The 25,242-nt window shown below is 65.0% G+C and carries 21 protein-coding genes, 1 tRNA gene and 1 pseudogene; 14 read left to right on the plus strand and 9 right to left on the minus strand.

Annotation, left to right across the window (positions count from 1 at the left end; translation table 11 throughout):
- Window positions 1-23 precede the first annotated feature (23 nt).
- Window positions 24-482: a phosphoribosyl-AMP cyclohydrolase gene (gene hisI / locus FJ418_RS10105; RefSeq protein WP_140707981.1), complete on the plus strand. Its 459-nt coding sequence runs from the start codon at window positions 24-26 to the stop codon at window positions 480-482.
- 84 nt (window positions 483-566) lie between these two features.
- A complete protein-coding gene (locus FJ418_RS10110; RefSeq protein ID WP_140652382.1) occupies window positions 567-1,532 on the plus strand; it encodes a patatin family protein in 966 nt (321 codons plus the stop codon).
- A gap of 118 nt (window positions 1,533-1,650) precedes the next feature.
- Here FJ418_RS10110 and recJ read toward each other — a convergent pair whose 3' ends face one another.
- The 5 genes from recJ to FJ418_RS10135 all read right to left on the minus strand — a co-directional run bounded on the left by recJ (window position 1,651) and on the right by FJ418_RS10135 (window position 7,742).
- A complete protein-coding gene (recJ, locus tag FJ418_RS10115) occupies window positions 1,651-3,435 on the minus strand; it encodes a single-stranded-DNA-specific exonuclease RecJ (RefSeq protein WP_140865216.1) in 1,785 nt (594 codons plus the stop codon).
- Between the two features lie 139 nt (window positions 3,436-3,574).
- Entirely contained in the window at window positions 3,575-4,558 is a 984-nt protein-coding gene (gene glpX, locus FJ418_RS10120; protein ID WP_140648138.1) for a class II fructose-bisphosphatase, read from the minus strand.
- A 141-nt stretch (window positions 4,559-4,699) separates the two neighbouring features.
- Window positions 4,700-6,013 (minus strand): homoserine dehydrogenase, encoded by a 1,314-nt coding sequence (locus FJ418_RS10125; RefSeq protein WP_140648139.1) that lies wholly within the window; start codon window positions 6,011-6,013, stop codon window positions 4,700-4,702.
- A 58-nt stretch (window positions 6,014-6,071) separates the two neighbouring features.
- Complete coding sequence (locus FJ418_RS10130) at window positions 6,072-7,289, minus strand: LL-diaminopimelate aminotransferase (protein WP_140865217.1); 1,218 nt, start codon at window positions 7,287-7,289, stop codon at window positions 6,072-6,074.
- Window positions 7,290-7,337: 48 nt separating this feature from the next.
- Entirely contained in the window at window positions 7,338-7,742 is a 405-nt protein-coding gene (locus FJ418_RS10135; protein ID WP_181166895.1) for a hypothetical protein, read from the minus strand.
- 97 nt (window positions 7,743-7,839) lie between these two features.
- Here FJ418_RS10135 and phaC point away from each other — a divergent pair, with 97 nt between their 5' ends.
- From phaC to FJ418_RS10150, 3 genes are all read left to right on the plus strand, one after another.
- On the plus strand, window positions 7,840-9,675 hold the full coding sequence (gene phaC / locus FJ418_RS10140; protein WP_140865219.1) for a class I poly(R)-hydroxyalkanoic acid synthase: 1,836 nt from the start codon (window positions 7,840-7,842) through the stop codon (window positions 9,673-9,675).
- A gap of 325 nt (window positions 9,676-10,000) precedes the next feature.
- Entirely contained in the window at window positions 10,001-11,158 is a 1,158-nt protein-coding gene (locus FJ418_RS10145) for a YcbK family protein (protein ID WP_181166903.1), read from the plus strand.
- A gap of 142 nt (window positions 11,159-11,300) precedes the next feature.
- Window positions 11,301-11,375: transfer RNA gene (locus FJ418_RS10150), tRNA-Glu, on the plus strand.
- Window positions 11,376-12,447: 1,072 nt separating this feature from the next.
- Here the strand turns inward: FJ418_RS10150 and FJ418_RS10155 are convergent.
- The 3 genes from FJ418_RS10155 to FJ418_RS10165 all read right to left on the minus strand — a co-directional run bounded on the left by FJ418_RS10155 (window position 12,448) and on the right by FJ418_RS10165 (window position 14,881).
- Complete coding sequence (locus FJ418_RS10155) at window positions 12,448-12,741, minus strand: hypothetical protein (RefSeq protein ID WP_140865223.1); 294 nt, start codon at window positions 12,739-12,741, stop codon at window positions 12,448-12,450.
- Between the two features lie 152 nt (window positions 12,742-12,893).
- Entirely contained in the window at window positions 12,894-14,138 is a 1,245-nt protein-coding gene (locus tag FJ418_RS10160) for an ATP-binding protein (RefSeq protein ID WP_140865225.1), read from the minus strand.
- Window positions 14,135-14,881, minus strand: coding sequence for a response regulator (locus FJ418_RS10165; protein WP_140647622.1), 747 nt, complete (start codon window positions 14,879-14,881; stop codon window positions 14,135-14,137). Before FJ418_RS10165 ends, FJ418_RS10160 begins: the two co-directional genes overlap by 4 nt.
- A 241-nt stretch (window positions 14,882-15,122) precedes the next feature.
- Here FJ418_RS10165 and FJ418_RS10170 point away from each other — a divergent pair, with 241 nt between their 5' ends.
- From FJ418_RS10170 to FJ418_RS10205, 8 genes and pseudogenes are all read left to right on the plus strand, one after another.
- A complete protein-coding gene (locus tag FJ418_RS10170) occupies window positions 15,123-15,785 on the plus strand; it encodes a hypothetical protein (protein ID WP_140865227.1) in 663 nt (220 codons plus the stop codon).
- Window positions 15,786-15,910: 125 nt separating this feature from the next.
- Window positions 15,911-16,096, plus strand: a complete 186-nt coding sequence (locus FJ418_RS10175; protein ID WP_246683000.1) for a hypothetical protein — start codon at window positions 15,911-15,913, stop codon at window positions 16,094-16,096.
- The gene (locus FJ418_RS10180; protein WP_140865229.1) at window positions 16,077-16,391 is read left to right on the plus strand and encodes a hypothetical protein; all 315 of its coding nucleotides are present in this window, start codon (window positions 16,077-16,079) and stop codon (window positions 16,389-16,391) included. The genes FJ418_RS10175 and FJ418_RS10180 overlap by 20 nt, the downstream gene beginning before the upstream one ends.
- A gap of 20 nt (window positions 16,392-16,411) precedes the next feature.
- Window positions 16,412-16,918: pseudogene (locus FJ418_RS10185) on the plus strand (efflux RND transporter permease subunit); the annotation flags it as partial.
- Window positions 16,902-18,194 carry an efflux RND transporter periplasmic adaptor subunit gene (locus FJ418_RS10190; RefSeq protein ID WP_140865231.1) on the plus strand — a complete coding sequence of 431 codons (1,293 nt, stop codon included), beginning with the start codon at window positions 16,902-16,904 and terminating at the stop codon, window positions 18,192-18,194. The pseudogene FJ418_RS10185 and the gene FJ418_RS10190, both read left to right, overlap by 17 nt.
- 4 nt (window positions 18,195-18,198) lie before the next feature.
- A complete protein-coding gene (locus FJ418_RS10195) occupies window positions 18,199-21,342 on the plus strand; it encodes an efflux RND transporter permease subunit (protein ID WP_140865232.1) in 3,144 nt (1,047 codons plus the stop codon).
- A 13-nt stretch (window positions 21,343-21,355) separates the two neighbouring features.
- Complete coding sequence (locus tag FJ418_RS10200; RefSeq protein ID WP_140865234.1) at window positions 21,356-22,849, plus strand: efflux transporter outer membrane subunit; 1,494 nt, start codon at window positions 21,356-21,358, stop codon at window positions 22,847-22,849.
- 117 nt (window positions 22,850-22,966) lie between these two features.
- Window positions 22,967-23,653, plus strand: coding sequence for an aspartyl/asparaginyl beta-hydroxylase domain-containing protein (locus FJ418_RS10205; protein WP_140708074.1), 687 nt, complete (start codon window positions 22,967-22,969; stop codon window positions 23,651-23,653).
- 32 nt (window positions 23,654-23,685) lie between these two features.
- Here FJ418_RS10205 and FJ418_RS10210 read toward each other — a convergent pair whose 3' ends face one another.
- Window positions 23,686-23,991 carry a DUF982 domain-containing protein gene (locus FJ418_RS10210; protein ID WP_140647629.1) on the minus strand — a complete coding sequence of 102 codons (306 nt, stop codon included), beginning with the start codon at window positions 23,989-23,991 and terminating at the stop codon, window positions 23,686-23,688.
- 206 nt (window positions 23,992-24,197) lie between these two features.
- On the opposite strand from FJ418_RS10210, the gene FJ418_RS10215 reads away from it, so the two are divergent.
- On the plus strand, window positions 24,198-25,241 hold the full coding sequence (locus tag FJ418_RS10215) for an ABC transporter ATP-binding protein (RefSeq protein WP_140865235.1): 1,044 nt from the start codon (window positions 24,198-24,200) through the stop codon (window positions 25,239-25,241).
- Window position 25,242: the final 1 nt, after the last annotated feature.

Here is a 25,242-nt window from a genome sequence, read left to right on the forward strand (position 1 = left end):
GCCCGAACATACAAGGACCGGCGATGTCGGCAGTCGAATTCCCAAAAGCTCCATCAGACAAGAAAGCGCTGGAGGAAGGCACCGTTCTTTCTCCGCGCTTCGATGCCGCGGGCCTCGTCACCGTCGTCGTCACCGATGCCGGCGACGGCATGCTCTTGATGGTCGCGCATATGAACGCCGAAGCGCTGGCGCTGACGCTCGAGACCGGGGTCGCCCACTACTGGTCGCGCTCACGCAACGCGCTGTGGAAGAAGGGCGAGACCTCGGGCAATTTCCAGCACGTCGTCGAGATGCGCACGGATTGTGACCAGGACGCGATATGGTTGCGTGTCAAAGTGTTGGGCCACGACGCAACCTGTCACACCGGCAGACGTTCCTGCTTTTATCGGACGGTGGGGCTGAACGACGGCAAGACGACGCTTGTCGACGACGGCAGCAGACCGCTGTTCGATGCGGACCATACGTATCGGAAGCCGGTGTGAACCATTCAATATTCACAAACCACTCATATTCACTATTCTCAAATATCCTTGCGGTAGAAGGGATATGGGACAAGGGAGATCGTGATGCTCGAATGGGCGTCATTGCGCAGCAGATCTGACGTTCGGGAGGCCAACGGCCCCGCATCGTCCGGCGGCGCGTCTGACCCGAAGCCAGACAGGAAAGCCGGTATCTCGCTGGCGCTCGGCGGCGGATGCGCCCGCGGCTGGGCCCATATCGGCGTGCTGCGCGCGCTTGACGAGGCCGGCATCGAAGTATCGATGATCGCCGGCACCTCGATCGGCGCGCTGGTAGGCGGCTGCTACCTTGCCGGCAAGCTCGACGAACTGGAAGAATTCGCCAGAAGCCTGACCAAGCGGCGCATTTTCGGCCTTCTCGATCTCAATCTTCGCGGCAGCGGCCTGTTCGGCGGCATGAGGCTCGATCAGCGCCTGCGCGAGCACCTCGACGGCGCCCGTTTCGAGGACTTGTCGAAACCTTTCGTCGCCGTCGCGTCTGAAATCCGCACCGGCCATGAGATATGGCTGTCGAGCGGCTCGCTCGTCACCGCCATGCGCGCCTCCTATGCGCTGCCGGGCGTCTTCGAGCCGGTGGCCTGCAACGGCCGTATGCTGGTCGACGGCGCGCTGGTCAATCCGGTGCCGGTCTCGGTCTGCCGCGCCTATGAGCAGCCGCTTGTCGTGGCCGTCAACCTGCATTACGACCTGTTCGGCCGCGCCGCCGTCATCAAGCACAGCGCCGGCGAACTGCTTGTCGAGAACGACGCGCCGCGCCCCGGCCAGGTCAATCCCCAATCACACCAGACACGCCTTGGTATCACCGGCGTCATGGTCGAGGCCTTCAACATCATCCAGGACCGGATTTCGCGCGCCAGGCTCGCCGGCGATCCGCCGGATATGTCGCTGCAGCCCAAGCTCAGCCATATCGGCCTGACGGAATTCCATCGCGCCGACGAGGCGATCAGCCTCGGTTACCAGGCGACGAAGTCCCAGATCAACGAACTGACCCGGCTGCAGACCGTTCTGGTCTGAATTCCCCCTATTGCATCGTTAATGCATGTCGCGCAAAAGTGTGCAGCGGTTTTGCGCGACATGCATGAAAACAAAGGCTTAAAGCGCATCGCCTGAATCCGCTTCAGCGCGACGCGCTTCAAGCTAGCGCCGCATCGCTGATGCGAAACTGCACCGTGCGGTTGCCGTTCCAGTAATTGCCCGAGAGCGAACCGGCGATATGCACGGTCCTGCCCCTGTTTTTGAACAGGAATTCACCGAGCGCGGTGTCGACGGAACGGAACGCCATGGCCTGGATTTTGCCGCCGCTTTGCGACTGCAGGTCGACGCGGATGTGGTTGGTGCCGATCGCGCGCGCGTCGGCCAGTCGATGGCGCGGCAGCACGAACACCGGTGCGATGTGTCCGGCGCCGAACGGCCCGGCTTTCTCCAGCGCGTCGAGCAGCGCGATGGTGGCGCCCTCGGCGGCCAAGGCGCCGTCGATCGCCAGGCTCTCCTCGTTCTGCAGCCGGAACACGTCGGCCGCGGCGCGCTCCTCGAAGAAGGCGCGCAGTTCGCCTAGCTTGGCGCGCTCGACGGTGATGCCCGCCGCCATTGCGTGGCCGCCGCCCTTGACGATCAGCCCGGCCTCGGCCGCCTCGCGGACCAGCCGGCCGAGATCGAAGCCGGTCACCGAACGGCCGGAGCCCGTGCCGATGCCGGTCGAATTGAACGCGATGGCAAAGGCAGGCCGGCGCGCATAATCCTTGAGCCGCGAAGCAATCAGCCCGACGATGCCCGGATGCCAGGTGTTGCTGGCGGTGACGATGACCGCCGGGCCGTTGCTGCCGGCAAGCTCCGCATCGGCCTCGGCGCGCGCCTGCGCCAGCATCTCCTGCTCCATCTGCTGCCGTTCCTGGTTCAGCCGGTCCAGCGTCTCGGCAATCCCTGTCGCCTCGACGGGATCGTCGGTGGCCAAAAGCCGGCTGCCGAGCGCGGCATCGCCGATGCGGCCGCCGGCATTGATGCGCGGGCCGATCAGGAAGGACAGATGGAAAGTGTTGATCGGCTCGCCGATGCGTGAAACCCGCGCCAGCGCCGCCAACCCCTCGTTCTTCTGCTGGCGCGCCACCTGCAGCCCCTTGACCACGAAGGCCCGGTTGACCCCGGTGAGCGGCACCACGTCGCAGACCGTCGCCAGCGCCACCAGGTCGAGCATTGAAAGCAGATCGACCGGCGCGGCGTCCGGCAGCCTCGTGCGCAGCACCTTCGCCGTCTGGACAAGACACAGGAAGACGACGCCTGCGGCGCACAGATGCCCCTGCCCAGACAGGTCGTCCTCGCGATTGGGGTTGACCACGGCTTCCGCGGCCGGCAGCGGGCCGCCGACCTGGTGATGGTCGAGCACCACGACATCGGCGCCGGCCTCTCTGGCCGCGTCGATCGAGGTCGCGCTGTTGGTGCCGCAGTCGACGGTGACGATCAGCTTCGCGCCGCGCGAGATCAGCTCCCGCATCGCTTCCGGATTGGGTCCGTAGCCTTCGAAGATGCGGTCCGGGATGTAGATTTCCGACGGCACTGAAAAATGCGTGAGAAAGCGCTTGATGAGCGCCGACGATGCCGCGCCGTCGACGTCATAGTCGCCGAAGATCGCCACTTTCTCGCGGGCGACGATCGCACCGGCCAGCCTCGCCGCCGCTTTCTCCATATCGGTCAGCGATGCCGGGTTCGGCAGAAGCTCGCGAATGGTCGGATCGAGGAAACGCTCGGTCTGCTCCACGCTGACGCCGCGCCCGGCAAGCACCCGCGCCACGATGTCGGGCACGCCACGGCCTTGCGCGATCGCGAGCGCGGCCATGTCCTGCCGCTCGGTCAGCCGGTGTTCCCAGGAAACACCGGTCGCCGACTGCCTGACATCGAGGAAGAACCGTTTCTCGCCGGTCATGCGACGCGCCGTCTGCACATCATTGCTGCGCAGATATCAACATGCGACGTCCAGAGCAATTGCGGGGAAGCCAGCAACCCGGGGAAAGGTGTGGAACGTTTTCCCCGAATTGCGGCAAAAGCGCTCGGGCTAAGCGAAATCAGAACTTATCCAGATCCTGGTGCCTGGCCTTGATCTCGCGCACCGTGCGCGAGGACGAGCGCAGCACGATGGTGTGGGTGGTGATGAAGGTGCGGCCGAATTTCACCCCGTCGAGCAGGTTGCCGTCGGTGACGCCGGTCGCCGCGAACAGCACGTCGCCGCGCGCCATGTCCTGGGCGCGGTAGATCCGCTTCGGGTCGGAAATGCCCATCTTCTGCGCCCGCGCCACCTTTTCCGGCGTGTCGAGGATCAGCCGGCCCTGCATCTGTCCGCCGGTGCAGCGAAGTGCGGCCGCCGCCAGCACGCCTTCCGGCGCGCCGCCGGTGCCGAGATAGATGTCGATGCCGGTCTCGTCCGGATCGGTGGTGTGGATGACGCCGGCGACATCGCCGTCGCCGATCAGCCGGATCGCCGCACCCGTGGCGCGCACGGCGTCGATCAGCTTGGCGTGACGCGGCCGGTCGAGGATGCAGGCGGTGATGTCGGAAACGGCCACGCCCTTGGCCCTGGCCAGATTGGCGAGGTTCTCGGCTGGCGAGGCGTCGATGTCGATCAGGCCTTCCGGATAGCCGGGACCGATGGCGATCTTGTCCATGTAGACGTCCGGCGCGAACAGCAGGCTGCCCTTCTCGGCAATGGCGATGACGGCCAGAGCGTTGGGCAGGTTCTTGGCGCAAATCGTCGTACCTTCGAGCGGATCGAGCGCGATGTCGACGGCCGGACCTTTGCCGGTGCCGACCTCCTCGCCGATATAGAGCATCGGCGCCTCGTCGCGCTCGCCTTCGCCGATCACCACCGTGCCCTTGATGGCCAGCCGGTTGAGCTCCTGGCGCATGGCGTCGACCGCCACCTGGTCAGCTGCCTTCTCGTCACCGCGCCCGCGCAGCCTTGCCGCCGCGACCGCCGCCCGCTCGGTGACGCGCACGACTTCCATGGTAAGGATCCGGTCGAGGCCGGCGGCGATGTTCTGGGCTATATTCATGAATGGGCATTCCTCGTGAAACTCAGCCTCCCGCCAGAGGCGCGCTTCTTCTGGCAAAGCTCCATGACAACGGCAAGACTTGCCCCCTCAATTTTTGAAACGACAGCAAAATCAATCGATTGAAGATGAAATCGGACTTGGCTATTCCGCCCGCTCGATGCGGATCACCTGCGGCTTGTCGGTCAGATGACCGTCCTTGGTAATGCCTTCGACGGCCTTGCGCACCGCCGCTTCCGTCGTCTCGTGGGTAACGAGGATGACGGTCTTCTGCGCCTGCGTTTCCGGGCCGGCCGCCTGCTGGACGATCGATTCCAGCGAGATGTCGTTGTCGGCCATGCGTTTGGCGATGGCCGCGAAGACGCCGGTGCGGTCATGCACGGTCAGCCGGATGAAATAGCCGCCGGCATGGCTGCGCATCCGCGCCTTCTTGTAGGGCTTCAGTTCCTTCGCCGGCCAGCCGAAGACCGGGCCGTGCTGGAAGCCCGGCCGGCTCTTGGCGATGTCGGCAATGTCGCCGACGACCGCCGAAGCGGTAGCATTGCCGCCCGCGCCCGGACCCGAGAGCAAGAGCTCGCCCAGGATGTCGGTCTCGATCGCCACCGCGTTGGTGACGCCATGCACCTGCGCGATGACCGAAGCCGTCGGCACCATGGTCGGGTGCACGCGCTGTTCGATGCCGCTGTCGGTGCGCTGCGCGACGCCGAGCAGCTTGATGCGGTAGCCGAGATCGCCCGCCGCGCGGATGTCGGCCTGGGTGATGTTGGAGATGCCTTCCATATAGATGTCGCCGGCGGCGATCCTGGTGCCGAAGGCAAGGCTGGTCAGGATCGACAGCTTGTGCGCCGTGTCATGGCCTTCGATATCGAAGGTCGGATCGGCTTCGGCATAGCCGAGCCGCTGCGCGTCCTTCAGGCAAGCGTCGAAGGCGATGCCTTCGGCTTCCATGCGGGTCAGGATGTAGTTGCAGGTGCCGTTGAGGATGCCGAAGACACGGGTCACCGCGTTGCCCGCCATCGCCTCTCGCATCGTCTTGATGACCGGGATGCCGCCGGCCACCGCCGCCTCGTAGTTGAGCAGCACGCCCTTCTTCTCGGCGACCTCGGCAAGCGCCACGCCATGCTTGGCAAGCAGCGCCTTGTTGGCGGTCACGACATGGCGCCCGGCCTCGAGCCCCGCCTTCACAGACAGCCGCGCCGGCCCCTCGTCGCCGCCGATCAGTTCGACGAAGACGTCGATATCGGCCCGCTCGGCCATCTTGACCGGATCGTCGAACCATTTCGCGGCGCTCAGATCGATGCCGCGGTCGCGTTTCGGATCGCGGGCCGAAACGGCGGTCACGACGATGTCGCGGCCGCACTGCCGGGTAAGCTCGGCCGCCTTGTCGCGCAGCACGCGCGCCACCGAGGCGCCTACCGTGCCGAGACCGGCAATTCCAACGCGCAACGCTTCAGCCATGTCAGGCGACGCCCCTCAAACTTGCAAAAAATGTCAGGTGCAAAAAATGTCAGGCAACTCAACGATGAGCGGCTAAAGGCACCACATTGTTGGGCTGCTTGGCGGTGGTCGCGAGGAACTTCTTGATGTTGCGAGCGGCCTGGCGGATCCGGTGCTCGTTCTCGACCAGCGCCACGCGCACATAGTCGTCGCCATGCTCGCCGAAGCCGACACCCGGTGCCACCGCGACATCCGCATGCTCGATGAGCAGCTTGGAGAATTCCAGCGAGCCGAGATGGCGGAACGGCTCCGGGATCGGCGCCCAGGCGAACATCGAGGCCGCGGGCGCGGGAATGATCCAGCCGGCGCGGCCGAAGGAATCGACCATCACGTCGCGCCGCTTGTGGTAGACCTCGCGCACCTCCTCGATGTCGGCGCCGTCGCCGTTCAGCGCATGCGCCGCCGCAACCTGGATCGGTGTGAACGCGCCATAGTCGAGATAGGACTTCACCCGCGTCAGCGCCGAAATCAGCCGCTCGTTGCCGACCGCGAAACCCATGCGCCACCCAGGCATGGAAAAGGTCTTCGACATCGAGGTGAACTCGACGCAGACATCCATCGCGCCTGGCACCTGCAGCACCGACGGCGGCGGATTGCCGTCGAAATAGATTTCCGAATAGGCGAGATCCGACAAGATGATGATGTCGTTCTTCTTCGCGAAGGCGACCACGTCCTTGTAGAAGTCGAGCGAGGCGACAAGCGCCGTCGGGTTCGACGGATAGTTGAGGATCAGCGCCAGCGGCTTCGGGATCGAATGGCGGATGCCGCGCTCGACCGCCGGGATGAAACCGTCATCGGGCTCGACCTGCAGCGAGCGGATCACCCCGCCCGACATGATGAAGCCGAAGGCATGGATCGGATAGGTCGGATTGGGGCACAGGATGACGTCGCCGGGCGCGGTGATCGCCTGTGCCATGTTGGCGAAGCCCTCTTTCGAGCCGAGCGTCGCCACCACTTGCGTGTCGGGGTTGAGCTTCACGCCGAAGCGGCGCTGATAATAACTCGCCTGGGCGCGGCGCAGGCCGGGAATGCCGCGCGACGACGAATAGCGATGCGTGCGCGGGTCGCGCACCACTTCGCACAATTTGTCGACGATGGCTTTCGGCGTCGGCAGATCCGGATTGCCCATGCCAAGGTCGATGATGTCGGCGCCGCGCGAACGGGCGCTGGCCTTCAGCCGATTGACCTGCTCGAACACGTAGGGCGGAAGCCGGCGTACCTTGTGAAATTCTTCCATTTCAGTTCCAGACGATCAAAAGGGGCGCTTTCGGCGCGCGATATAAACCTAATTGCAACTAGGGTCGAGAGCAGGGTCGCATTTGCCCTCGATCTGCTTCAGCGTGTCGTCGCCATGCGTCTTGGCCAAGGTGCTGAGTGCCGCCGCATTCGCCGGTGCCTTGACGCCGCTGCCCTTGGCGATCTGCGCCTGCTCCTTGGCCTTGAGCTGGGCGAGGTTCGCGGCGGTCTCTTCCTTGGTGAGTTGCTTGGCGGCGACCGGCGGCGGGACATTGAGGTTCGGATAGGAGCCGGTATCCTTCGGGCCTTCGGTCAAGGCCGTCGGCGCATTGTTCGTGCTAGTGCTCGTGCAGCCGCCGGCGGGCAGCAGCACGCCGACCAGCCCCGCCACGGCCGCCATGCGGCAAATCGAACCCGCGTCGAGAAAAAAAGTCCGGCCAACATTAATCGTCATATTGTTTTCCTGGCAGCCGGGTTACAGCAAATTGGACCCGGTCAGATGTCCCATGGTAATATGTCAAGAAAACGCTCCGGGAGGAACCCCGCGAACCATGTCCAAACCTGACGATTCGGACAAAGCGGAAAATGGCGGACCTTCGGCCATCGAGCAATATCTGGTGAAGGATCCCGAGCGCTTCGCCCTGAACATGGCGCGCATGATCGAGCAGGCCGGCAAGGCGGCTTCCGCCTGGGCCGAACCGCGCGAGAAGGGTGAGGTGCGCGACCATGTCGCCGAACCGGTCGTCGACATGGTCAAGACCTTCTCCAAGCTCTCGGAATACTGGCTGGGCGATCCGCAACGCGCGCTCGAAGCGCAGACGCGACTCTTCGCCGGCTATATGACCGTCTGGGCGAACGCCATCCAGAAAGTCAACCCCAACGCCGAGGCGCCGCGGGACGCGGTTCAGCCCGAACGCGGCGACAAGCGCTTCCAGGATCCGGAATGGGGCCGCAACGCCTTCTTCGATTTCCTCAAGCAGGCCTATCTCGTCACCTCGCACTGGGCGAACGAGCTTGTCGAGCATGCCGAGGGCCTGGACGAGCACACCCGCCACAAGGCGAGCTTCTACGTCAAGCAGGTGTCGAACGCGATCGCGCCGTCGAACTTCATCTTGACCAATCCGGAGCTGTTCCGCGAGACCGTCGCCTCGAACGGCGAGAACCTCGTGCGCGGCATGAAGATGCTGGCCGAGGACATCGCCGCCGGCCGAGGCGACCTGAGGCTGCGCCAGGCGGATTACACGCCCTTCGAAATCGGCAAGAACATCGCCACGACGCCCGGCAAGGTCATCGGCCGCAGCGACGTCGCCGAGATTATCCAATACGACCCGGTGACGGAAACCGTGCTGAAACGGCCGCTACTGATCTGCCCGCCATGGATCAACAAATTCTATATCCTCGACCTCAACCCGCAGAAATCCTTCATCCGCTGGGCGATCGAGCAGGGTCACACCGTCTTCGTCATCTCCTGGATCAATCCCGACGAACGCCACGGCGCCAAGGGCTGGGAGGCCTATATCCGCGAAGGCCTGCAATTCGGTCTCGACATGGTGGAGAAGGCGACCGGCGAAAAAGAGGTCAACGCCATCGGCTACTGCGTCGGCGGCACGCTGCTTGGCGCCGCGCTTGCCCTGTTGGCGCAGGAGGGTGACCACCGCATCAAATCGGCCACCTTCTTCACCACGCAGGTCGACTTTACCCATGCCGGCGACCTCAAGGTGTTCGTCGACGAGGACCAGGTCGCAGCCGTCGAGCGCTCGATGAGCGAAAAGGGCTATCTGGAAGGCACCAAGATGGCGACCGCCTTCAACATGCTGCGCTCGGGCGACCTGATCTGGCCCTACGTCGTCAACAACTACATGCGCGGCAAGGAGCCCCTGCCCTTCGACCTGCTCTACTGGAATTCCGATTCCACGCGCATGGCGGCGGCCAACCACTCGTTTTATCTGCGCAATTGCTATCTCGAGAACAATCTCTCGCGCGGCGTGATGGAGCTTGCCGGGCGCATGGTCTCGCTGGCCGACATCACGATTCCGGTCTACAACCTGGCCACGAAGGAAGACCATATCGCGCCGGCGCTTTCGGTGTTTCTGGGATCGCAGTTTTTCGGCGGCGACGTCGAGTATGTGATGGCGGGTTCCGGCCACATCGCCGGCGTCGTCAACCCGCCCGCCGCCAGGAAATATCAGTACTGGACCGGCGGCAAGCCGGTGGGTGACTTCAACGCGTGGCTCGCCGCGGCGCATGAGCATCCCGGGTCCTGGTGGACGCACTGGCAACACTGGATCGAGAACCAGGACGACATCCGCGTACCCGCCCGAAAACCAGGCAAGCGTATGAAAACCTTGGGGGATGCGCCGGGCACCTATGTCAAGGTGCGCGTGTAACAGACTGTAATGTCTGGTGAGTTGACGCCCCGCCCAAACAGGGCGAAATGGTGGCGTCAATCGTTCGGCGGCCTCAAATCGGCGTTCGACGCAGAATAATTCCGAGGCTTGCAGATTCGACACACGTCCCGTTCCGGTTGGGAACAGGAGGGTTATCGCGGCGCCGTTCTGGAGTGGCGCGGCGATAACGAACCGACCGGATACCGAGGGGGAATTTATTTTGAAATCAGCAGGTTGGCGTCTTGCACGAGGGGAAAGCCGCAGCATTGCGGCGGCGCTTTTCTCCGTGCTTCTGACCTCCTGCACATCGACCGGCGACCCGACGATGTCGGTCGTTTCGCCCGCCTACAATTCGACCGCGACCGAAATGAGCGCGTCATCCAGCGCCAAGACCGCGGCTTCGGCCGATTCGTCGTTGCCGGCATCGGCGCCCGCCGAGGCGGCGTCGACCGTGATGAGCGAGGGCGATACGCCCCTGCCCGAGAAGGTCGCCTATGTGCCGGAGACGCGGCCGGACGGCACCTTCCCCATCGCCATCCCTGCCGGCGCCCAGGCCATTGCCGGAAGCACGCCGCAACCGCTGGTTCAGCAGGCGCAAACGGCGGACCAGACGCAAGCCGTCGCCCAGCAGGTCGCCGCCGGCGATGCCGCCGCCGTAGCGTCGAAGGCGCAGGCGACCACGCAAGCCATGAGCAACGGCGTCTATGTGACCGCCGGCGAGCCTGCGCAGCCGCAGATCGCCGCGCCGAAGAAGAGCCTGTTCGCCTCGCTTTTCAGCACCACGCCGGCTGCGGCCGCGCCCGCCCCCCTGATCAACAACGCGCGCTCCGGCGACCAGCCGGCGGCGCAGGCCAAGACCACGCCGCCGCCGGCCAAGCCGATCGTGACGCTGGCCTCGGCGACCCCGGCCGAGAAGCCGGTGCAACTGGCCTCGCTCGACGACCCGGCCAATCACATCACCGGCGCCGACGCTCTCCCCGGCGTGCGCCAGACGGCGCTGTTCGAGATCAAGCGCAAATCCGGCATCGACGACGAGAGCGACGTCGACCTCAATGAGGACGAGGGCGGCGGTTCCTACCAGGTGGCGTCGGCCGCCGGCATGGCGAGACTCGCGCCAAATGGTCTTTTGAAGCAGAATGAAAGCGTCGACGTCGCCTGCCTCAAGCCTTCGCTGGTGCGGGTGCTGAAGACGATCGAGGGCCATTTCGGCCGCAAGATGATCGTCACCTCCGGCTATCGCGATCCCTCGCGCAACCGCCGCGCCAACGGCGCCAAGAACTCGCTGCACATGTACTGCGCCGCCGCCGACATCCAGGTGCCGGGCGTCTCGAAGTGGGAGTTGGCGAACTACGTCCGCACGATGCCGGGCCGCGGCGGCGTCGGCACCTACTGCCACACCGAATCCGTCCATGTCGACGTCGGCCCCGAGCGCGACTGGAACTGGCGCTGCCGCCGCCGCAGCGGCGGTGGCGAGGACGGCTGAGCCTGCCCGCCGTTCGTGCACGTCCGGCGCTTTTTTCGTCTAAAGCCACGCGTTTCACGGCGCCGTGAAAAAAGTTGTCGCATGTGGCTGCGGATGGGTTGCCGGTTGGCAACAACGCAATTATAAGCCGCTTCGTCTGAGCGCGCCCATCGTCTAGCGGTTAGGACACCGCCCTTTCACGGCGGTAACAGGGGTTCGATTCCCCTTGGGCGTACCAGTCTTTTCAAAGACATGTGAGGACCGTCGAGCGGCGATCAGGGGCCTAACGCTTGAGGATTATCTGAGGCAGAAGCTACCGACCGATCCGCTCACCAGCCAAATCGGCAGTCTCATTTCCTGTGTGCGATCGCTTCGATGAGCCTTGGATAGCCTCCCCGGGGCGGCGCGCTGGAACTTCACCCCATTCCAATTGATGAAGCAGCGAGAAACCCTCCTGGGTTACATCCGTGGTTGGGTTGGCAAGGGCCTAGCCACATGGCAGCCGGGCCGTCGTTTCACTTTGCGGAATTCATCAGGACTTCTTGTTGCCGTCGGGATTTGGTGCCGGTGCCTCTCGTATGTCTCGCGGTGGCTTGTCGACATGTTCAGGCTCTGGCGATCCTTCCTGATCGGGAACAGGGCCCTTTTTCTGGTCGGACTTCGGCTGCGGTTCTTTGACCTTGGTAGGCATATCGACGTAACTGGTTAACCCGCACTCTCGTTCCGCTTGCGGAGTGAAATTGCACGTACAGATGGCCGAGAGATGCCCATTGTACACCCTCTCGACGGAACAGGCCTTGGACGTCTTGTTCGCTTCGGATTGGCAACCGAGAGGAGGCGTCACGGAGCGCGGCTAGGTCTGGTTCATTGCGGCGGTCGGCGCGACAGTGGGCTCTCGGGGGCAGAAACCCGCCGTTAACGCCATTCACGGCTGACGGGGTGTAGGCTCCCAACCGAAGGTGTAGCTTCTCCTCGCTCCCAACCGTGGAGGCAAGAATGAACTTGCTTCGGATAGCGCTGCCGTGCGCGGCGATGATTGGCCTGGCAGGCGCTTCGCCTGTTCGCGCCGACGATCAACCTGTCCAGCCGAATAGCCAGCCAGCGACGGAACCGTCGCCGGCAATTCATTGCGAGGGGCAAAATTGCCTGCCCCCGGCCGAGGATCCGGTCCTCGACTGCAAGGGCCCGGATTGCACGCCGGCTCCGGCGACTGACCAGACGCCTGCCCCGGAGATCCAAAAGGTCAAGTAAATGGCATCAGCCGGCGTCTGGGATTACGTGCAAGCCGGGAAAGCGGCGCTGGTCGCCGATCAATCCGGAACCATGGGCGCCGGCTCTTCGCACCGATAAACCATGCACCGACTGTCACTGGCCGGGACATAGTCGACCATCGGCACGTAGGGAGCATCGCACTCGTTGCCGAACTGGCGGACGTAGCGATCATAGGTGTTCGCTCCGGTGCTCAGCACCGCCGCATGCTGGCTCTGGATCAGCGCCTGGGTCTGCGCGCAGGTCATCTTGCGCGTGTCGGGCCTCGCATCGGCGAAATTTGTGGCGGCAACGATCATCGCTGCCGCGCAAAACGCAATCTTGCGTATGGGCATGGTGGCATCCTCGCAAAACATCGTATCGCCAAATTCGCATCTTGCGACGCCGCTCCGCAACAGCGGTGCGGTTACGATGCAGCGAGCAAAGCCTTGAAAAAGCGTTTGAAAGCCCGCGCCAAGGGTCTGGAATTGCCCGAGGACGAACGACGTCAGGTTGTTGCAAACACCACCGTCTGCAGCAACCCTCCCCCCTGCCTGTTCTCCAGCGTGATCGTGCCGCCGTAGCGCTCGATGATCTCCTTCGCGATCGCGAGCCCCAGCCCAGCGCCCGGAATGAATTGCGTGCGCGCCGGATCGACCCGGAAGAACGGTTCGAAGGCCTTGTTCAACAGGTCGGGCGGAATGCCGGGGCCGCGGTCGGCGATGGTGAGAACCGCTTGGCCGCCCCGCCCCGCAAGCGCGACGGAGCAGCTCTTGCCGTGCGTGGCGGCGTTGACGATCAGGTTGCGCAGCGCGCGGCGCAAGCCAAGCGTGCCGGCTTTGACCGATACGTGATCAAGGTGGTCGATCGTCACCGCGTGGCCAAGCGAGATCATCTCGACCTCGATATCGCGGACCAGCCTGTCCAGTTCCACCGGCTCGACCGCGTCCTGGTTGACCTCCTCGCGCACCAGGCGGATGGCGCTGTCGGCGATGCGATCGAGCTCGTCGAGATCGCTCAGCCATTTTTCGCGGTCTTCGTCGAGGAACTCGGCCCTGAGCCGCATCCTGGTCATCGGCGTGCGCAGGTCATGACCCGCGGCCGCGACAAGGCGCATGCGGCTTTCCATCGCGGTCTTGAGCCTTTCCGACAGCTCGTTGAGCGCACGCGCCGTCGCCCTGACTTCGGCGGGTCCTTTCTCCGGCACAGCCGCCAGCACCCCATCCGATCCGATCTTGCTGACGGCGGCTTCCAGCATCTCCAGCGGCCGCACCAGCACACCGGTAAAGTAGATCGAGACCGGCGTGGCGCCGAGCACGATCAGCGCCATCCAGCCCGCCAGCCCATACCAGACATCGCGCGGCGGACCGAAATCGGGAACGTCGACGATCATCCAGCGATTGCCAGGCAGAGCGACCGAGGCGACCATGCCCGGCCCGCCGACGTTACGGGTGACGACAGCCGAAACAGCGACGCCGTCATGCTGCAGGATATCGTTCAGCACGCGCGTGTGCTTGCGGTCCTCGATACCGGGGGCCGGACTGCCGCTGACGGTGACCGGCGCGTCGCGCGCGGTCTGCGCGTGGCCGGGAGCCAATTGCACCATATACTGGATCTGGTGGGCCAGCGGCCCCATGATCAGTTCGGGCGACGGACCCCCGAGCACCTTGACGGCAACGAATGTCGCGAGGCCCACGACACCGAGGATCGAAACGACGAGAAGGATGATCAGCCGTCGGCGCAGCGAGGTCATGTGCCCGCCTCCGTCGTCGGGGCGCGGTACTCCATCGTCTCGACGCGCGCGGTCAGCTGATAGCCGCCATTGCGCACCGTCTTGAACAGCGCCGCCTCGCCCGCTTCGGCAAATTTCTTGCGCAGCCGGCTCACCAGCACGTCGACGGAGCGCTCCAGCGGATCGCGCTCGCGGCCCTGCGTCAGGTCGAGCAACTGGTCGCGCGACAAAAGCCGGCCGGGACGGTCGAGGAAAACCTGTAGCAGGTCGAACTCGGCGCCGGTAAGATCGATCAAGGCGCCATCGGCATCCATTACCTTGCGCGTGTCCGGCTCCAGCCGGTAGCCGGCGAACTGGTAGACGCGCACCTTGGGCGGAGCGGCCTCCTCGGGCGCTGAGCGCCTGAGCACGGCGCGGATGCGGGCCGACAGCTCGCGCGGGTTGAACGGCTTGCCGAGATAGTCGTCGGCGCCGAACTCCAGCCCGATGATGCGGTCGACATCCTCTTTCAGCGCCGTCAGCAGGATGACCGGGATGTGCGGCTTGCGGTCACGCAGGCTCCTGCAGATGTCGAGACCCGAGCCATCGGGCAGCATGACGTCGAGCACGACAAGATCGAACTGGCCGGCGCCCAGCTTCTGCTCGCACTCGCGCCTGTCAGCCGCCACCGAGACGCGAAAGCCCTGGCCGTCCAGATAGCGCCCGAGCAGCGTACGGATCTCGCGGTCGTCATCAACGACGAGGATGTGGGGTTGTGCCTGCATACCCGGCCCGTTTCACCTTGCCCGTTATCGTTGCCCGTCTATCACTGCTTGTCCCTGATTATAGGAAGTGCCGCGCGCCAACGGCACGAAAAATTGCAACCGAATGTTTCCCGCAAGGCGCCGGAAACGTTCGGAAACAAATCTCCTTTTTGCGGAAACCTTCGGCAACACGCCGACGCGAAGCGGCAAAAGTCGCTTCCTATCCTCCCTGCATCCGAAGCATGCAGGAAAGGATAACGTCATGCGAAGCAGACTTTTGGCGCTCGGCCTGTTCTCGGTCGCGGCGATCCACCCGGTGCTGGCCGCCCAGCCCGAGCCCGGCGCACCGGGCGACCAGCCGCCGGCCTTCGATCGGCAGGACGATGCGGGCCCAGGTCCGATGCGTTGGCACGCACAGCACTGGGCGATGCGGCATGGACCGGAGGATTTCGGCCCTCGTCGCATGGGACCGCCGCCCGAAATGCTCGCGGCGCACCTTTCGTTGCTCGAGACCCGCATCGGCATCCGCTCCGAACAGCTCGACGCCTGGCGCGATTACACCAGCGCGCTGCAGGCGGTGCTGGCGCCGCCGGCACGACCGGACTTCGGCCTGGGCGGCACCGGCGGTCCGGGTCCAGACGGACCTGCGCCAGGTGCTGCCCGCGATCCCTTCGCATTCCAGGAAAAGCTGGCCGACGATGTCACGACGCGCGCCGCCTCGGCGGCCAAGCTGAAGGACGCGATCGCTGCGCTCCGCTCCAAGCTGACACCCGAACAGCTCGAAATCCTCGCTTCGGCGGATCGGCCGCATGGCCCGCCCCCCGGCCCGTGGGGTGATCCGCCGGATGCAGTCGGCCCCGGAGGTCTGCCCGATCACGGCGGACAGCTCCCTCCACCCCTACCCCGGAATGGCGAGCAACTCTGACCGGCTGCGCCGGCCGGCCCCCTGACCCACCCGTTCAAGGGCCGGCCGGTACTTTCTGCGAGTTGCCGGACGCGTCCGCGCGACCGCCAACTCGCATGGAGCGCATTATGATGTGGGAAGCCCTGATGATGCTGCGGCTGCTTGCCTCCCTGGGCTCGCCCTTGACGACCCGCCCTGGCGCCAGCGCCAGGCAGCGGATCCTGTCGAAGCAGGCATTGCAGGGGGCGATCCGGCTGAGCTTCGCCGCCTACCGCCTGTCGCTTCCGGTCTCGCCTTCGAACACCGAAAATCATGACCAGAAAATTGCGTAAAAGCCATCTTCTCCTCGTCGCCATACTGGTCGCGGCCGCTGTCGCCGCGATGCTGAAGGCCTATGGCCGCGGCGCGCCGGAGCCGGACGTCGGGAAAGCCGCGCCTGCTCAGGCTGCCACGCTCACCGTTTCGGCGGAGCGGGTCCATCCCAAGGCGGTCACATCGTCGATCAGCGCCACCGGCACCGTCGCCGGCACCGGCACCGGCTTCCTCAGTGACGGCAATCTCGTGCGTGTCGCCGCCGGCCAAGCGACGGCTGCCGATGCCGCAAGCGCGGCGGAGCAGACGCGATGAATGCCATCTCCTCCTGGTCGATAGTGGCGCTGCCGCTGTCGGTCGGCGGCGCGCTTGGCTTCCTGCTCGTCACGGGCAAGGCACTTGGCATCTCGCCGTTGATCGGCATACTGATGCTGATGGGCATCGCGGCCAAGAACTCGATCCTGCTCGTCGAATATGCCCTGGTCGCCGAGAAGGAGCATGGCATGAGCCGCTTCGAGGCACTGCTCGACGCCGCCCGCAAGCGAGCCCGGCCCATCGTCATGACATCGATCGCCATGGGCGCCGGCATGCTGCCGATCGCGCTTGGCATCGGCGCCGACGCCGAGACCCGGGCGCCGATGGCGATCGCCGTGATCGGCGGGCTCATCTCCTCGACCGTGCTCAGCCTCGTCTACGTGCCGGTGGTCTACACTTTCATGGACGACATCCAGGGCTTCCTCGTCCGCCACCTCGGCAAGCTGTTGGTCGAAGCGCCCGGCGCGACCGGCCAAGCGGGAACCGCAACTCCAGCGAAAGATCCAGCCAATGCATATCAAGCCTGATCGCTCTCTGTTGCTGGCGAGGCCTCGCCGCCTGTCTCCCTGGGCGGGAATTCTGTGCGCCGCGCTTCTCCTGGCGGCCTGCTCGCAGGAAAAGAGCCAGGTGCCGGCCGGCATGGGTGGCGTCGGCAGGCCCGAGGTCGGCGTCGTCACGCTGCATCCGCAATCGGTTGCGATCACCGCCGAATTGCCGGGCCGCACGGCGGCCTCTCTCATTGCCGAGGTGCGCCCGCAGGTCGACGGCATCATCCAGCAGCGCCTGTTCCAGGAAGGCGCCGAGGTGGTGGCGGGACAGCCGCTCTACCTTATTGACCCGGCGAGCTATCAGGCCGCCTATGACAGCGCCGTCGCCAACCAGCAGAAGGCGGAAGCCGCGGTGCCCACCGCGCAGGCCAAATTCGATCGTTATTCCGGGCTGCTGAAGCAGAACGTGGTCTCGAAGCAGGATTACGACGATGCCGCCGCGACGCTGGCGCAGGCCCAGGCCGATGTCGCGTCGGCCAAGGCCAGCGTCGAGACCGCGAAGATCAGCCTCAACCGCACCTCGATCACCGCGCCGATCGCCGGCCGGATCGACAAATCGTCATTGACGCCGGGCGCGCTGGTCACGGCCAACCAGGAGACGGTGCTGACCACCATTCGCTCGCTCGACCCGATCAATGTCGACGTCACGCAGTCGAGCACCAACCTGCTCAATTTGCGCCAGGCGATCAACGAAGGCCGGCTGAAGTTCAGCGGGGCCAATGTCAGCGTCAAGCTGAAGCTCGACAACGGCACCATCTACGCCCAGGACGGCAAGATGGAATTCGCCGGCGCCAATGTCGACCAGTCCACCGGCACCTTCGCGCTCAGAGCCCAGTTCCCCAATCCCGACCGCCTGCTCTTACCGGGCATGTATGTGCGCGCCATCATCGAGGAAGGCGTAGCCCAAAACAGCTTCCTGGTGCCGCAGCGCGGCGTCACCCGTGATCCCAAGGGCCAGGCGACGGCCATGGTGGTCAATACCCAGGGCAAGGTCGAGCAGCGTACGCTGAGCGTGCGCAACAGCGTCGGCAACAACTGGTTGGTGGATTCCGGCGTCGGCGACGGCGACCGCGTCATCGTCGAGGGCCTGCAGCTGGTGCGCGCCGGCGGCGACGCGACGGCGGTCGAAGTGACGATCGACGAAACGACCGGCGAGATCAAGGACCGCGAGCAGAACTCGGCCTCAGCCGCCCCCGCCGGCGGCAATGCCGCCGGTGCCGCAAAGCAGCCGGCCTCCGGCGCAACCGGGAACTAAAGCGATGTCGGGTTTCTTCATCAACCGGCCGATCTTCGCCTGGGTGATCGCCATCGTGATCATGCTGGGCGGCCTGCTCGCGCTGCAATCGCTGCCGATCTCGCAATATCCGCAGATCGCGCCGACCACCGTCAACATCAGCGCCACCTATCCCGGCGCCGATGCCCAGACCGTCGAGAACTCGGTGACCAAGGTCATCGAGCAGGGCATGACCGGCATCGATAATCTCGATTACATGACGGCGACGTCGACCTCGACCGGTCAGGCTTCGATCACGCTGACCTTCACCAGCGCCGCCAACGCGGATACGGCCCAGGTTCAGACGCAGAACAAGCTGCAGCTGGTGCAGTCGCAGCTGCCCCAGGTCGTCCAGAGCAACGGCATCACCGTCTCCAAATCCTCGACCGGCTTCCTGATGGTCATCGGCTTCGTCTCCAGCGACGGCAAGATGAACTCGACCGACCTTGCCGATTATGTCGACAGCACCGTCAACGACACCCTGAAGCGCGTCGAAGGCGTCGGCTCGACGCAGCTCTTCGGCTCCGGCTATGCCATGCGCATCTGGCTCGACCCCGACAAATTGGCGCAATATGCGCTGATGCCGAGCGATGTCGCCACCGCCATCGAGGCGCAGAACACGCAGGTTTCGGCGGGCCAGCTCGGCGGCTTGCCGGCGCGCAGGGGCCAGCAGCTCAACGCCACGGTGACGGCCAAGAGCCGGCTGCAAACCGCCGAACAGTTCCGCAACATCATCCTCAAGAGCAATACCGACGGCTCGCTGGTTCGGCTGAACGACGTCGCCAAGGTCGAGATCGGCGCCGAAAGCTACACCACGCAGGCCCATTACAACGGCAAGCCTGCCGCCGGCGTCGCCATCAACCTGGCGACCGGCGCCAACGCCATCAGCACCGCGGAGGCGGTACGCGCGACGATCAATCGCCTGAGCTCGACCTTCCCGCAAGGCGTCGAGGTCGTCTACCCATACGACACCTCGCCCTTCGTGCGCCTGTCGATCGAGGAAGTGGTGAAGACGCTCGCCGAAGCGATCGTGCTGGTTTTCCTGGTGATGCTGCTTTTCCTGCAGAACCTGCGCGCCACCATCATCCCGACGATCGCCGTGCCGGTGGTGCTGCTCGGCACATTCGGCGTGCTTTCCTTCTTCGGCTATTCGATCAACACGCTCACCATGTTCGCCATGGTTTTGGCCATCGGCCTGCTCGTCGACGACGCCATCGTCGTGGTCGAGAATGTCGAGCGCGTGATGCAGGAGGAAGGCCTGCCGCCGAAAGAGGCGACGCGCAAATCGATGCACGAGATCACCGGCGCGCTGATCGGCATCGCAACCGTGCTGTCGGCCGTGTTCGTGCCGATGGCCTTCTTCGGCGGCTCCACCGGCATTATCTACCGGCAATTCTCCGTCACCATCGTCTCGGCGATGGTGCTCTCGGTGCTGGTCGCGCTGGTGCTGACGCCGGCGCTATGCGCCACGATCCTGCGCCCGGCCAAGAACCATGCGACGCAGAAAGGTCCGTTCGGCTGGTTCAACCGCGTCTTCGATCGCGGCACGATCGCCTATCGCGACGGCTCGCACGGCATCATCAACCGGTCGTGGCGCTTCCTTGCCGTGTTCCTGGCCATCGTCATCGCCATGGGCTGGATGTTCGCCCGGCTGCCGAGCTCGTTCCTGCCGGACGAGGATCAGGGCATTCTGATCACCAGCGCATCGCTGCCGGTCGGCGCGACGCAGGATCGCACCGAGCGCGTGCTGGCTGAGGTGACGAACCATTATCTGAACGAGGAGAAGGACGCGGTCGAAGGTGTGTTCACCGCTTCCGGCTTCGGCTTCGGCGGTGCCGGACAGAATGTCGGCATCGCCTTCGTGCGGCTGAAGGATTTCGACCAGCGCAAGACGCCGGCTCTCGCCGCCTCGGCGGTGGCCGGCCGCGCCATGGGCGCCTTCTCCAAGATCAGGGATGCACAGGTCTTCGCGCTCGCCCCGCCCGCCATCCAGGGTTTCGGCAACACCAACGGCTTCGATTTCTACCTGCAGGACGTCAATGGCACCGGCCATGAAGCGCTGATCCAGACACGCAACCAGCTGCTGGGCCTGGCCGCGAAGAGCACGCTGCTCGCCAACACCCGTCCCAACGGCCAGGAGGATCAGCCGCAATTCTCGGTCGATATCGACCAGGAAAAAGCGAGCGCGCTGGGCATCAGCCTTGCCGACATCAACAACACGCTGTCGACCGCCTGGGGCAGCGACTACGTCAACGACTTCATCGATCGCGGCCGGGTGAAGCCGGTCTATCTGCAATCGGACCCGGACTTCCGCATGCAGCCGGAAGACCTCGACAAATGGCAGGTCCGCAACTCCGGCGGCGCCATGGTGCCGTTCTCGGCCTTCGCCTCCAGCCACTGGACCTACGGATCGCCCCGGCTCGAACGCTACAACGGCTCGGCCGCGGTGGAGATCCAGGGCGCGGCGGCGGCGGGCCAAAGCTCCGGCGCGGCGATGGACGAGATCGACAGGCTGGTCGCGCAACTGCCCGCCGGATATTCGCATGAATGGACCGGGCTGTCGCACCAGGAGAGGCTTTCCGGCAACCAGGCGATGTCGCTCTACGCGATTTCGGCGCTGGTCGTCTTCCTCTGCCTTGCCGCGCTTTACGAGAGCTGGTCGATCCCGTTCGCCGTCATGCTGTCGGTGCCGATCGGAATCTTCGGCGCGCTGGCGGCGGCAAGCCTGTTCGGGCAGACCAACGACGTCTATTTCAAGGTCGGGCTGCTGACCACGATCGGTCTTGCCGCCAAGAACGCCATCCTCATCGTCGAGTTCGCCATTGAGCGGCAGTCGGCCGGAATGGGATTGGTCGAGGCGACGCTCGAGGCGGCGCGACAACGCCTGCGGCCGATCCTGATGACGTCGCTGGCCTTCATCCTCGGTGTCACGCCGCTTGCGATCGCCAGCGGCGCCGGCTCCGGCGCGCAGAACTCGGTCGGCATCGGCGTCATGGGCGGCATGATCGCGGCGACCGCAATCGGCGTCTTCCTCGTGCCGCTATTGTTCGTCACGGTGCGCCGCATCTTCAGGGGCAAGGCGGCCAAGCAGGATATGGGCGGGACACAAGCCACAGCCACTCCGGAATAAAGGTTTCTCTCAAATGTTTGATTTTGAACGCGGTTTCGCGACCGCGAAGGGGCTCTTTTTGCCCGCGTTTGCCACTGCCCTGCTCTCGGGATGCGTCGTCGGTCCGGATTACCAGAAGCCTCTGCTGGCGATGCCGGCGAACTGGAGCGGGCAGAAAGCGGCGAACCCGGCCAAGCCGGCGCAATTGTCGAAATGGTGGCAGCGCCTGCGCGACCCCGAGCTGAACGCGCTTGTCGACGAAGCGGTTGCCGGCAATCTCGATGTCGCCACCGCCAAGGCCAAGATCCGCGAGGCGCGGGCGAGCTACCGCCAGTCGGTAGGCACATTGCTTCCATCCGCCGACGGTTCGGCCTCGGCCACCCGCAACAGGGTCTCGGCCACCACTGCCGGAACGACGGCCAGCGAGACCTACAGCCAGTATCAGGCAGGCTTCGATTCCAGCTGGGAACTCGACCTCTTCGGCGCCAACCGCAGGGGCGTCGAGGCGGCGAGCTACGGACTGGACGCCTCCGAAGAAGAACTGCGTTCAACCCTTCTCACGCTGGTTGGCGACGTGACCTCGAACTACGTCCAGGCACGCGGCTATCAGGCCCGCATAGCGCTTGCCCGGCGCTCTGCAGCGTCGCAGCGGCAAACCGCCCAGCTCACCCGCACGATGGCTCTGGCCGGCTCGGCGACCGCGGCGGATGTCGCCAAGGCGGATGGACAGGCCAGCGGCACGGAAGCCGGCGTTCCGAGCCTGGAAGCGAGCTATGCCGAGGCTGTGCATCGCCTTTCCGTGCTGACCGGGCGACCGCCGGCGGCGCTCACCGAGCGCTTGAAGCGCGCCGGACCGATCCCGGCGCCGCGCCTGCCGATTCCGACCGGCATCCCGGCCGACATCCTGCTCACCCGTCCGGACGTGCGCTTGGCCGAGCGGCAATATGCGCAGTCCACCGCCAAGATCGGCCAGGCCGAGGCGGCACGTTATCCGAGCGTCAGCCTGACCGGCGACATCAGCACCACGGCCCTCAAGCTCGGCGATCTCGGCAAGAACTCCACCATCGGCTGGTCCTTTGGCCCCACGCTCAGCGTGCCATTTTTCAACGCCGGCCAGCTGCAGGCGGCCGTGGACGTCGCCAAAGCCCAACGCGATCAGCATTTCGTCGCCTACAAGTCCGCCGTGCTGACGGCTCTGGAAGACGTGGAAAACGCCACGGTTTCGCTGTCGCAGGAGCGCATCAGAAACGGCAAGCTCGCCTCCTCCGCGAAGTCCTATGGCGATGCCGCGCGGCTCGAAGGAACGCTCTACAAGGCTGGAGAGACCAGCCTTCTCGATGTGCTCGATGCCCAGCGGTCGGCCTATTCCGCCGACGACTCCGTCCTGCAAAGCCGCGTCTCGATCGCCACCGATTATATAGCCCTCAACAAGGCGCTCGGCGGCGGCTGGAACGGCGCGATCGACACCGCCAGGCCCGAAATCATCGATGTCCGCACCGGTCCGCGGCTGGCATCGAAGACGCAATGACCGGTGAGCCGTGCTGCCTATCCGTCACGAACGGCCCGAACAAATTCCCGTGAGCCATGCCCGCAAGCAATATCCCACTATATACCCACTACATAATAGCGTCGTTGAGGTAATGAGATGTCAGGCGCCTACGATCTGGGAACCAATCTGGTCCGCCGTATCTATGAGAAGCGCATAGATGCACCGGCCATTCTTGATGCCGGCACGCATTTTCCCAATGCCGCGAAGTTCACCGCCGCCTGGCGGGATATCCGCGACGAGGCGCTGGCGGCGAAGCTGAACAACGCGCCGCGCTTCCACGACATCATGCCGGAGCAGGCCGATATCTCGGCCAACGACGGTCTCGACTGGCGCATGTTCGTGCTCAAGGCCTATGACATGACGGTCCCGGAAAACCTCGCGCGCATGCCGGTCCTGAGCCGGCTGCTTGCGGAGTGCCCAGAGGTCAAATCGGCGGCTGTCTCATTCCTGGCCCCGCGCAAGCACATCCCGGCGCACCGCGGACCTTTTCGCGGCATCATGCGGTTCCATCTTGGCCTGGTCATCCCGAAACAGCCGGACGGCCGTCCGGCAACGATCATGATGATCGATCACGAGGAACGGCGCATCGCCGACGGCGAGTGCATGCTATGGGACGACACGTTCGAGCACGAGGTTATGAACAACTCGGATCAGCCCCGCGTCGCTCTCCTCCTCGACGTGTGGCGCCCGCAGATGCCGCTGGACATGGAAATCCTGTCGCGCGTGATCGTGCGCGGCGTGCAGGTGGGGATGCGCTATCGTGGCGTGTCGTTCGGCGGCTGAACCAGTTGCAAAGGCTCAAAGCACGCCGCGCTTTAAGCGCGCGCCTCGCGATACGTCCCTGTCGCGCTGCCACGCTTGCCGGGGAACATCGCGTCCCTCGCCAGCAATCCGCTGACGCGGCAGAAGGTAGCGAACGCGCGGCAGGCTTCCTCGGCGCTGGCCACGTCGACCGTCGCGCCGAAACAGGCGTTGAACGCGGCTTCGTAGACCTTGCCCTGCCGGCGCTTCGGCCAATCCTGCAGGAAATCGAGCGCCTGCTCGACGCTGTAGATTTCCTCGACCGGCAGGCCGGGCGCGGGCGTGATGCGCACCGGCACCTCGAATTGCAATCTGTCCATTCCCTGTCTCCCGAACTGGCGCAGCCCTGAGCAACGCCGCTCGATGTGAAAAGTTGCTTTTGCGGCCTTCTGACTCGCAAATGTGACCTCAGTGCGATGAAGAGTCGGTGCGGCGGATCGGCGTCAGTCCGGATCGGTACCGGCTGCATTGCCAATGCCGGATTTCCACCGTATTGCCGGCCATCACAGCTGCCGCGGGCGAAAATATGAGCGAAATCCGGGTCGAGTCTCTGGTCAAGCGCTATGGCGGCACCACCGCGCTGGACGGCGTTTCCCTGGCCTTTCCGCAGGGATCTTTCACGGCGCTGCTCGGCCCTTCCGGCTGCGGCAAGACGACGATGCTGCGGTTGATCGCCGGCTTCGAGGCGCCGAGCGAAGGCCGCGTTTTCCTTGGCGATGCGCTTGTCGCCGACCCGAAGCGGCAGCTGCCGCCGGAGGCGCGCAATGTCGGCGTCGTTTTCCAATCCTACGCGCTGTGGCCGCATATGGATGTCGCCGAAAACGTAGCCTATCCGCTGAAGGCCAGGCATGTTCCCTCCGCCGCCATCCCTGCCCGCGTCGCTTCGGTCCTCGATATCGTCGGCCTCGGCGGCTTCGCCAAGCGCCGCATCGACGAGTTGTCGGGCGGTCAGCGGCAGCGCGTCGCGCTGGCCCGCTGCCTGGTCGCCGAGTCCGGCATCATCCTGTTCGACGAGCCGCTCGCCAATCTCGACATGCATCTGCGCGCGGCCATGGTCGACGCCTTCCGCGATATCCATCGCCGCACCGGCGCGACCATCGTCTATGTCACGCATGACCAGGCCGAGGCCCTGGCGCTTGCCGACCGCGTCGCCGTGATGAGCAAGGGCCGACTGCTGCAGGCAGCACCCCCGCGGGAAATCTATCGCTCTCCCGCCGACGCCGCTGTTGCCGGTTTCGTCGGTCGCGGCAGCCTGGTCTCAGGCAACACCGTCGGCCATTCGGACAAAGCCTCGATCATCGATATCGCCGGCCACCGGCTCACGGCGCGCAGCCACGACAAACCAGCCGGTGCGGTCAAGGTCCTGCTACGCCCGGAAGCCTTGCGCATCGCGGCCGAGGGACTGCCCGCGACGGTGCTGGACAGCGTCTACCGCGGGCCGGTGCATGAAGTGCGGCTGGCGCTCGCCGAGCCCGGCCAGCACCTGCTCGTCGACAGCGCAGAGACATTGGCGGCGGGACAGCGCGTGCATGTCGCCGTGTCGGACGCTTGGGTGGTGCCGAGCGCCTGAT

Origin of the sequence: Mesorhizobium sp. B2-8-3, assembly GCF_006440815.1 — a bacterium.
Taxonomy (GTDB): Bacteria; Pseudomonadota; Alphaproteobacteria; order Rhizobiales; family Rhizobiaceae; genus Mesorhizobium.

Bases quoted from the DNA above. Each gene is read 5' to 3' on its own strand.
- hisI (WP_140707981.1), top strand. From the start codon at position 24: ATGTCGGCAGTCGAATTCCCAAAAGCTCCATCAGACAAGAAAGCGCTG.
- FJ418_RS10110 (WP_140652382.1), top strand. From the start codon at position 567: ATGCTCGAATGGGCGTCATTGCGCAGCAGATCTGACGTTCGGGAGGCC.
- recJ (WP_140865216.1), bottom strand. From the start codon at position 3,435: ATGACCGGCGAGAAACGGTTCTTCCTCGATGTCAGGCAGTCGGCGACC.
- glpX (WP_140648138.1), bottom strand. From the start codon at position 4,558: ATGAATATAGCCCAGAACATCGCCGCCGGCCTCGACCGGATCCTTACC.
- FJ418_RS10125 (WP_140648139.1), bottom strand. From the start codon at position 6,013: ATGGCTGAAGCGTTGCGCGTTGGAATTGCCGGTCTCGGCACGGTAGGC.
- FJ418_RS10130 (WP_140865217.1), bottom strand. From the start codon at position 7,289: ATGGAAGAATTTCACAAGGTACGCCGGCTTCCGCCCTACGTGTTCGAG.
- FJ418_RS10135 (WP_181166895.1), bottom strand. From the start codon at position 7,742: ATGACGATTAATGTTGGCCGGACTTTTTTTCTCGACGCGGGTTCGATT.
- phaC (WP_140865219.1), top strand. From the start codon at position 7,840: ATGTCCAAACCTGACGATTCGGACAAAGCGGAAAATGGCGGACCTTCG.
- FJ418_RS10145 (WP_181166903.1), top strand. From the start codon at position 10,001: ATGTCGGTCGTTTCGCCCGCCTACAATTCGACCGCGACCGAAATGAGC.
- FJ418_RS10155 (WP_140865223.1), bottom strand. From the start codon at position 12,741: ATGCCCATACGCAAGATTGCGTTTTGCGCGGCAGCGATGATCGTTGCC.
- FJ418_RS10160 (WP_140865225.1), bottom strand. From the start codon at position 14,138: ATGACCTCGCTGCGCCGACGGCTGATCATCCTTCTCGTCGTTTCGATC.
- FJ418_RS10165 (WP_140647622.1), bottom strand. From the start codon at position 14,881: ATGCAGGCACAACCCCACATCCTCGTCGTTGATGACGACCGCGAGATC.
- FJ418_RS10170 (WP_140865227.1), top strand. From the start codon at position 15,123: ATGCGAAGCAGACTTTTGGCGCTCGGCCTGTTCTCGGTCGCGGCGATC.
- FJ418_RS10175 (WP_246683000.1), top strand. From the start codon at position 15,911: ATGATGCTGCGGCTGCTTGCCTCCCTGGGCTCGCCCTTGACGACCCGC.
- FJ418_RS10180 (WP_140865229.1), top strand. From the start codon at position 16,077: ATGACCAGAAAATTGCGTAAAAGCCATCTTCTCCTCGTCGCCATACTG.
- FJ418_RS10190 (WP_140865231.1), top strand. From the start codon at position 16,902: ATGCATATCAAGCCTGATCGCTCTCTGTTGCTGGCGAGGCCTCGCCGC.
- FJ418_RS10195 (WP_140865232.1), top strand. From the start codon at position 18,199: ATGTCGGGTTTCTTCATCAACCGGCCGATCTTCGCCTGGGTGATCGCC.
- FJ418_RS10200 (WP_140865234.1), top strand. From the start codon at position 21,356: ATGTTTGATTTTGAACGCGGTTTCGCGACCGCGAAGGGGCTCTTTTTG.
- FJ418_RS10205 (WP_140708074.1), top strand. From the start codon at position 22,967: ATGTCAGGCGCCTACGATCTGGGAACCAATCTGGTCCGCCGTATCTAT.
- FJ418_RS10210 (WP_140647629.1), bottom strand. From the start codon at position 23,991: ATGGACAGATTGCAATTCGAGGTGCCGGTGCGCATCACGCCCGCGCCC.
- FJ418_RS10215 (WP_140865235.1), top strand. From the start codon at position 24,198: ATGAGCGAAATCCGGGTCGAGTCTCTGGTCAAGCGCTATGGCGGCACC.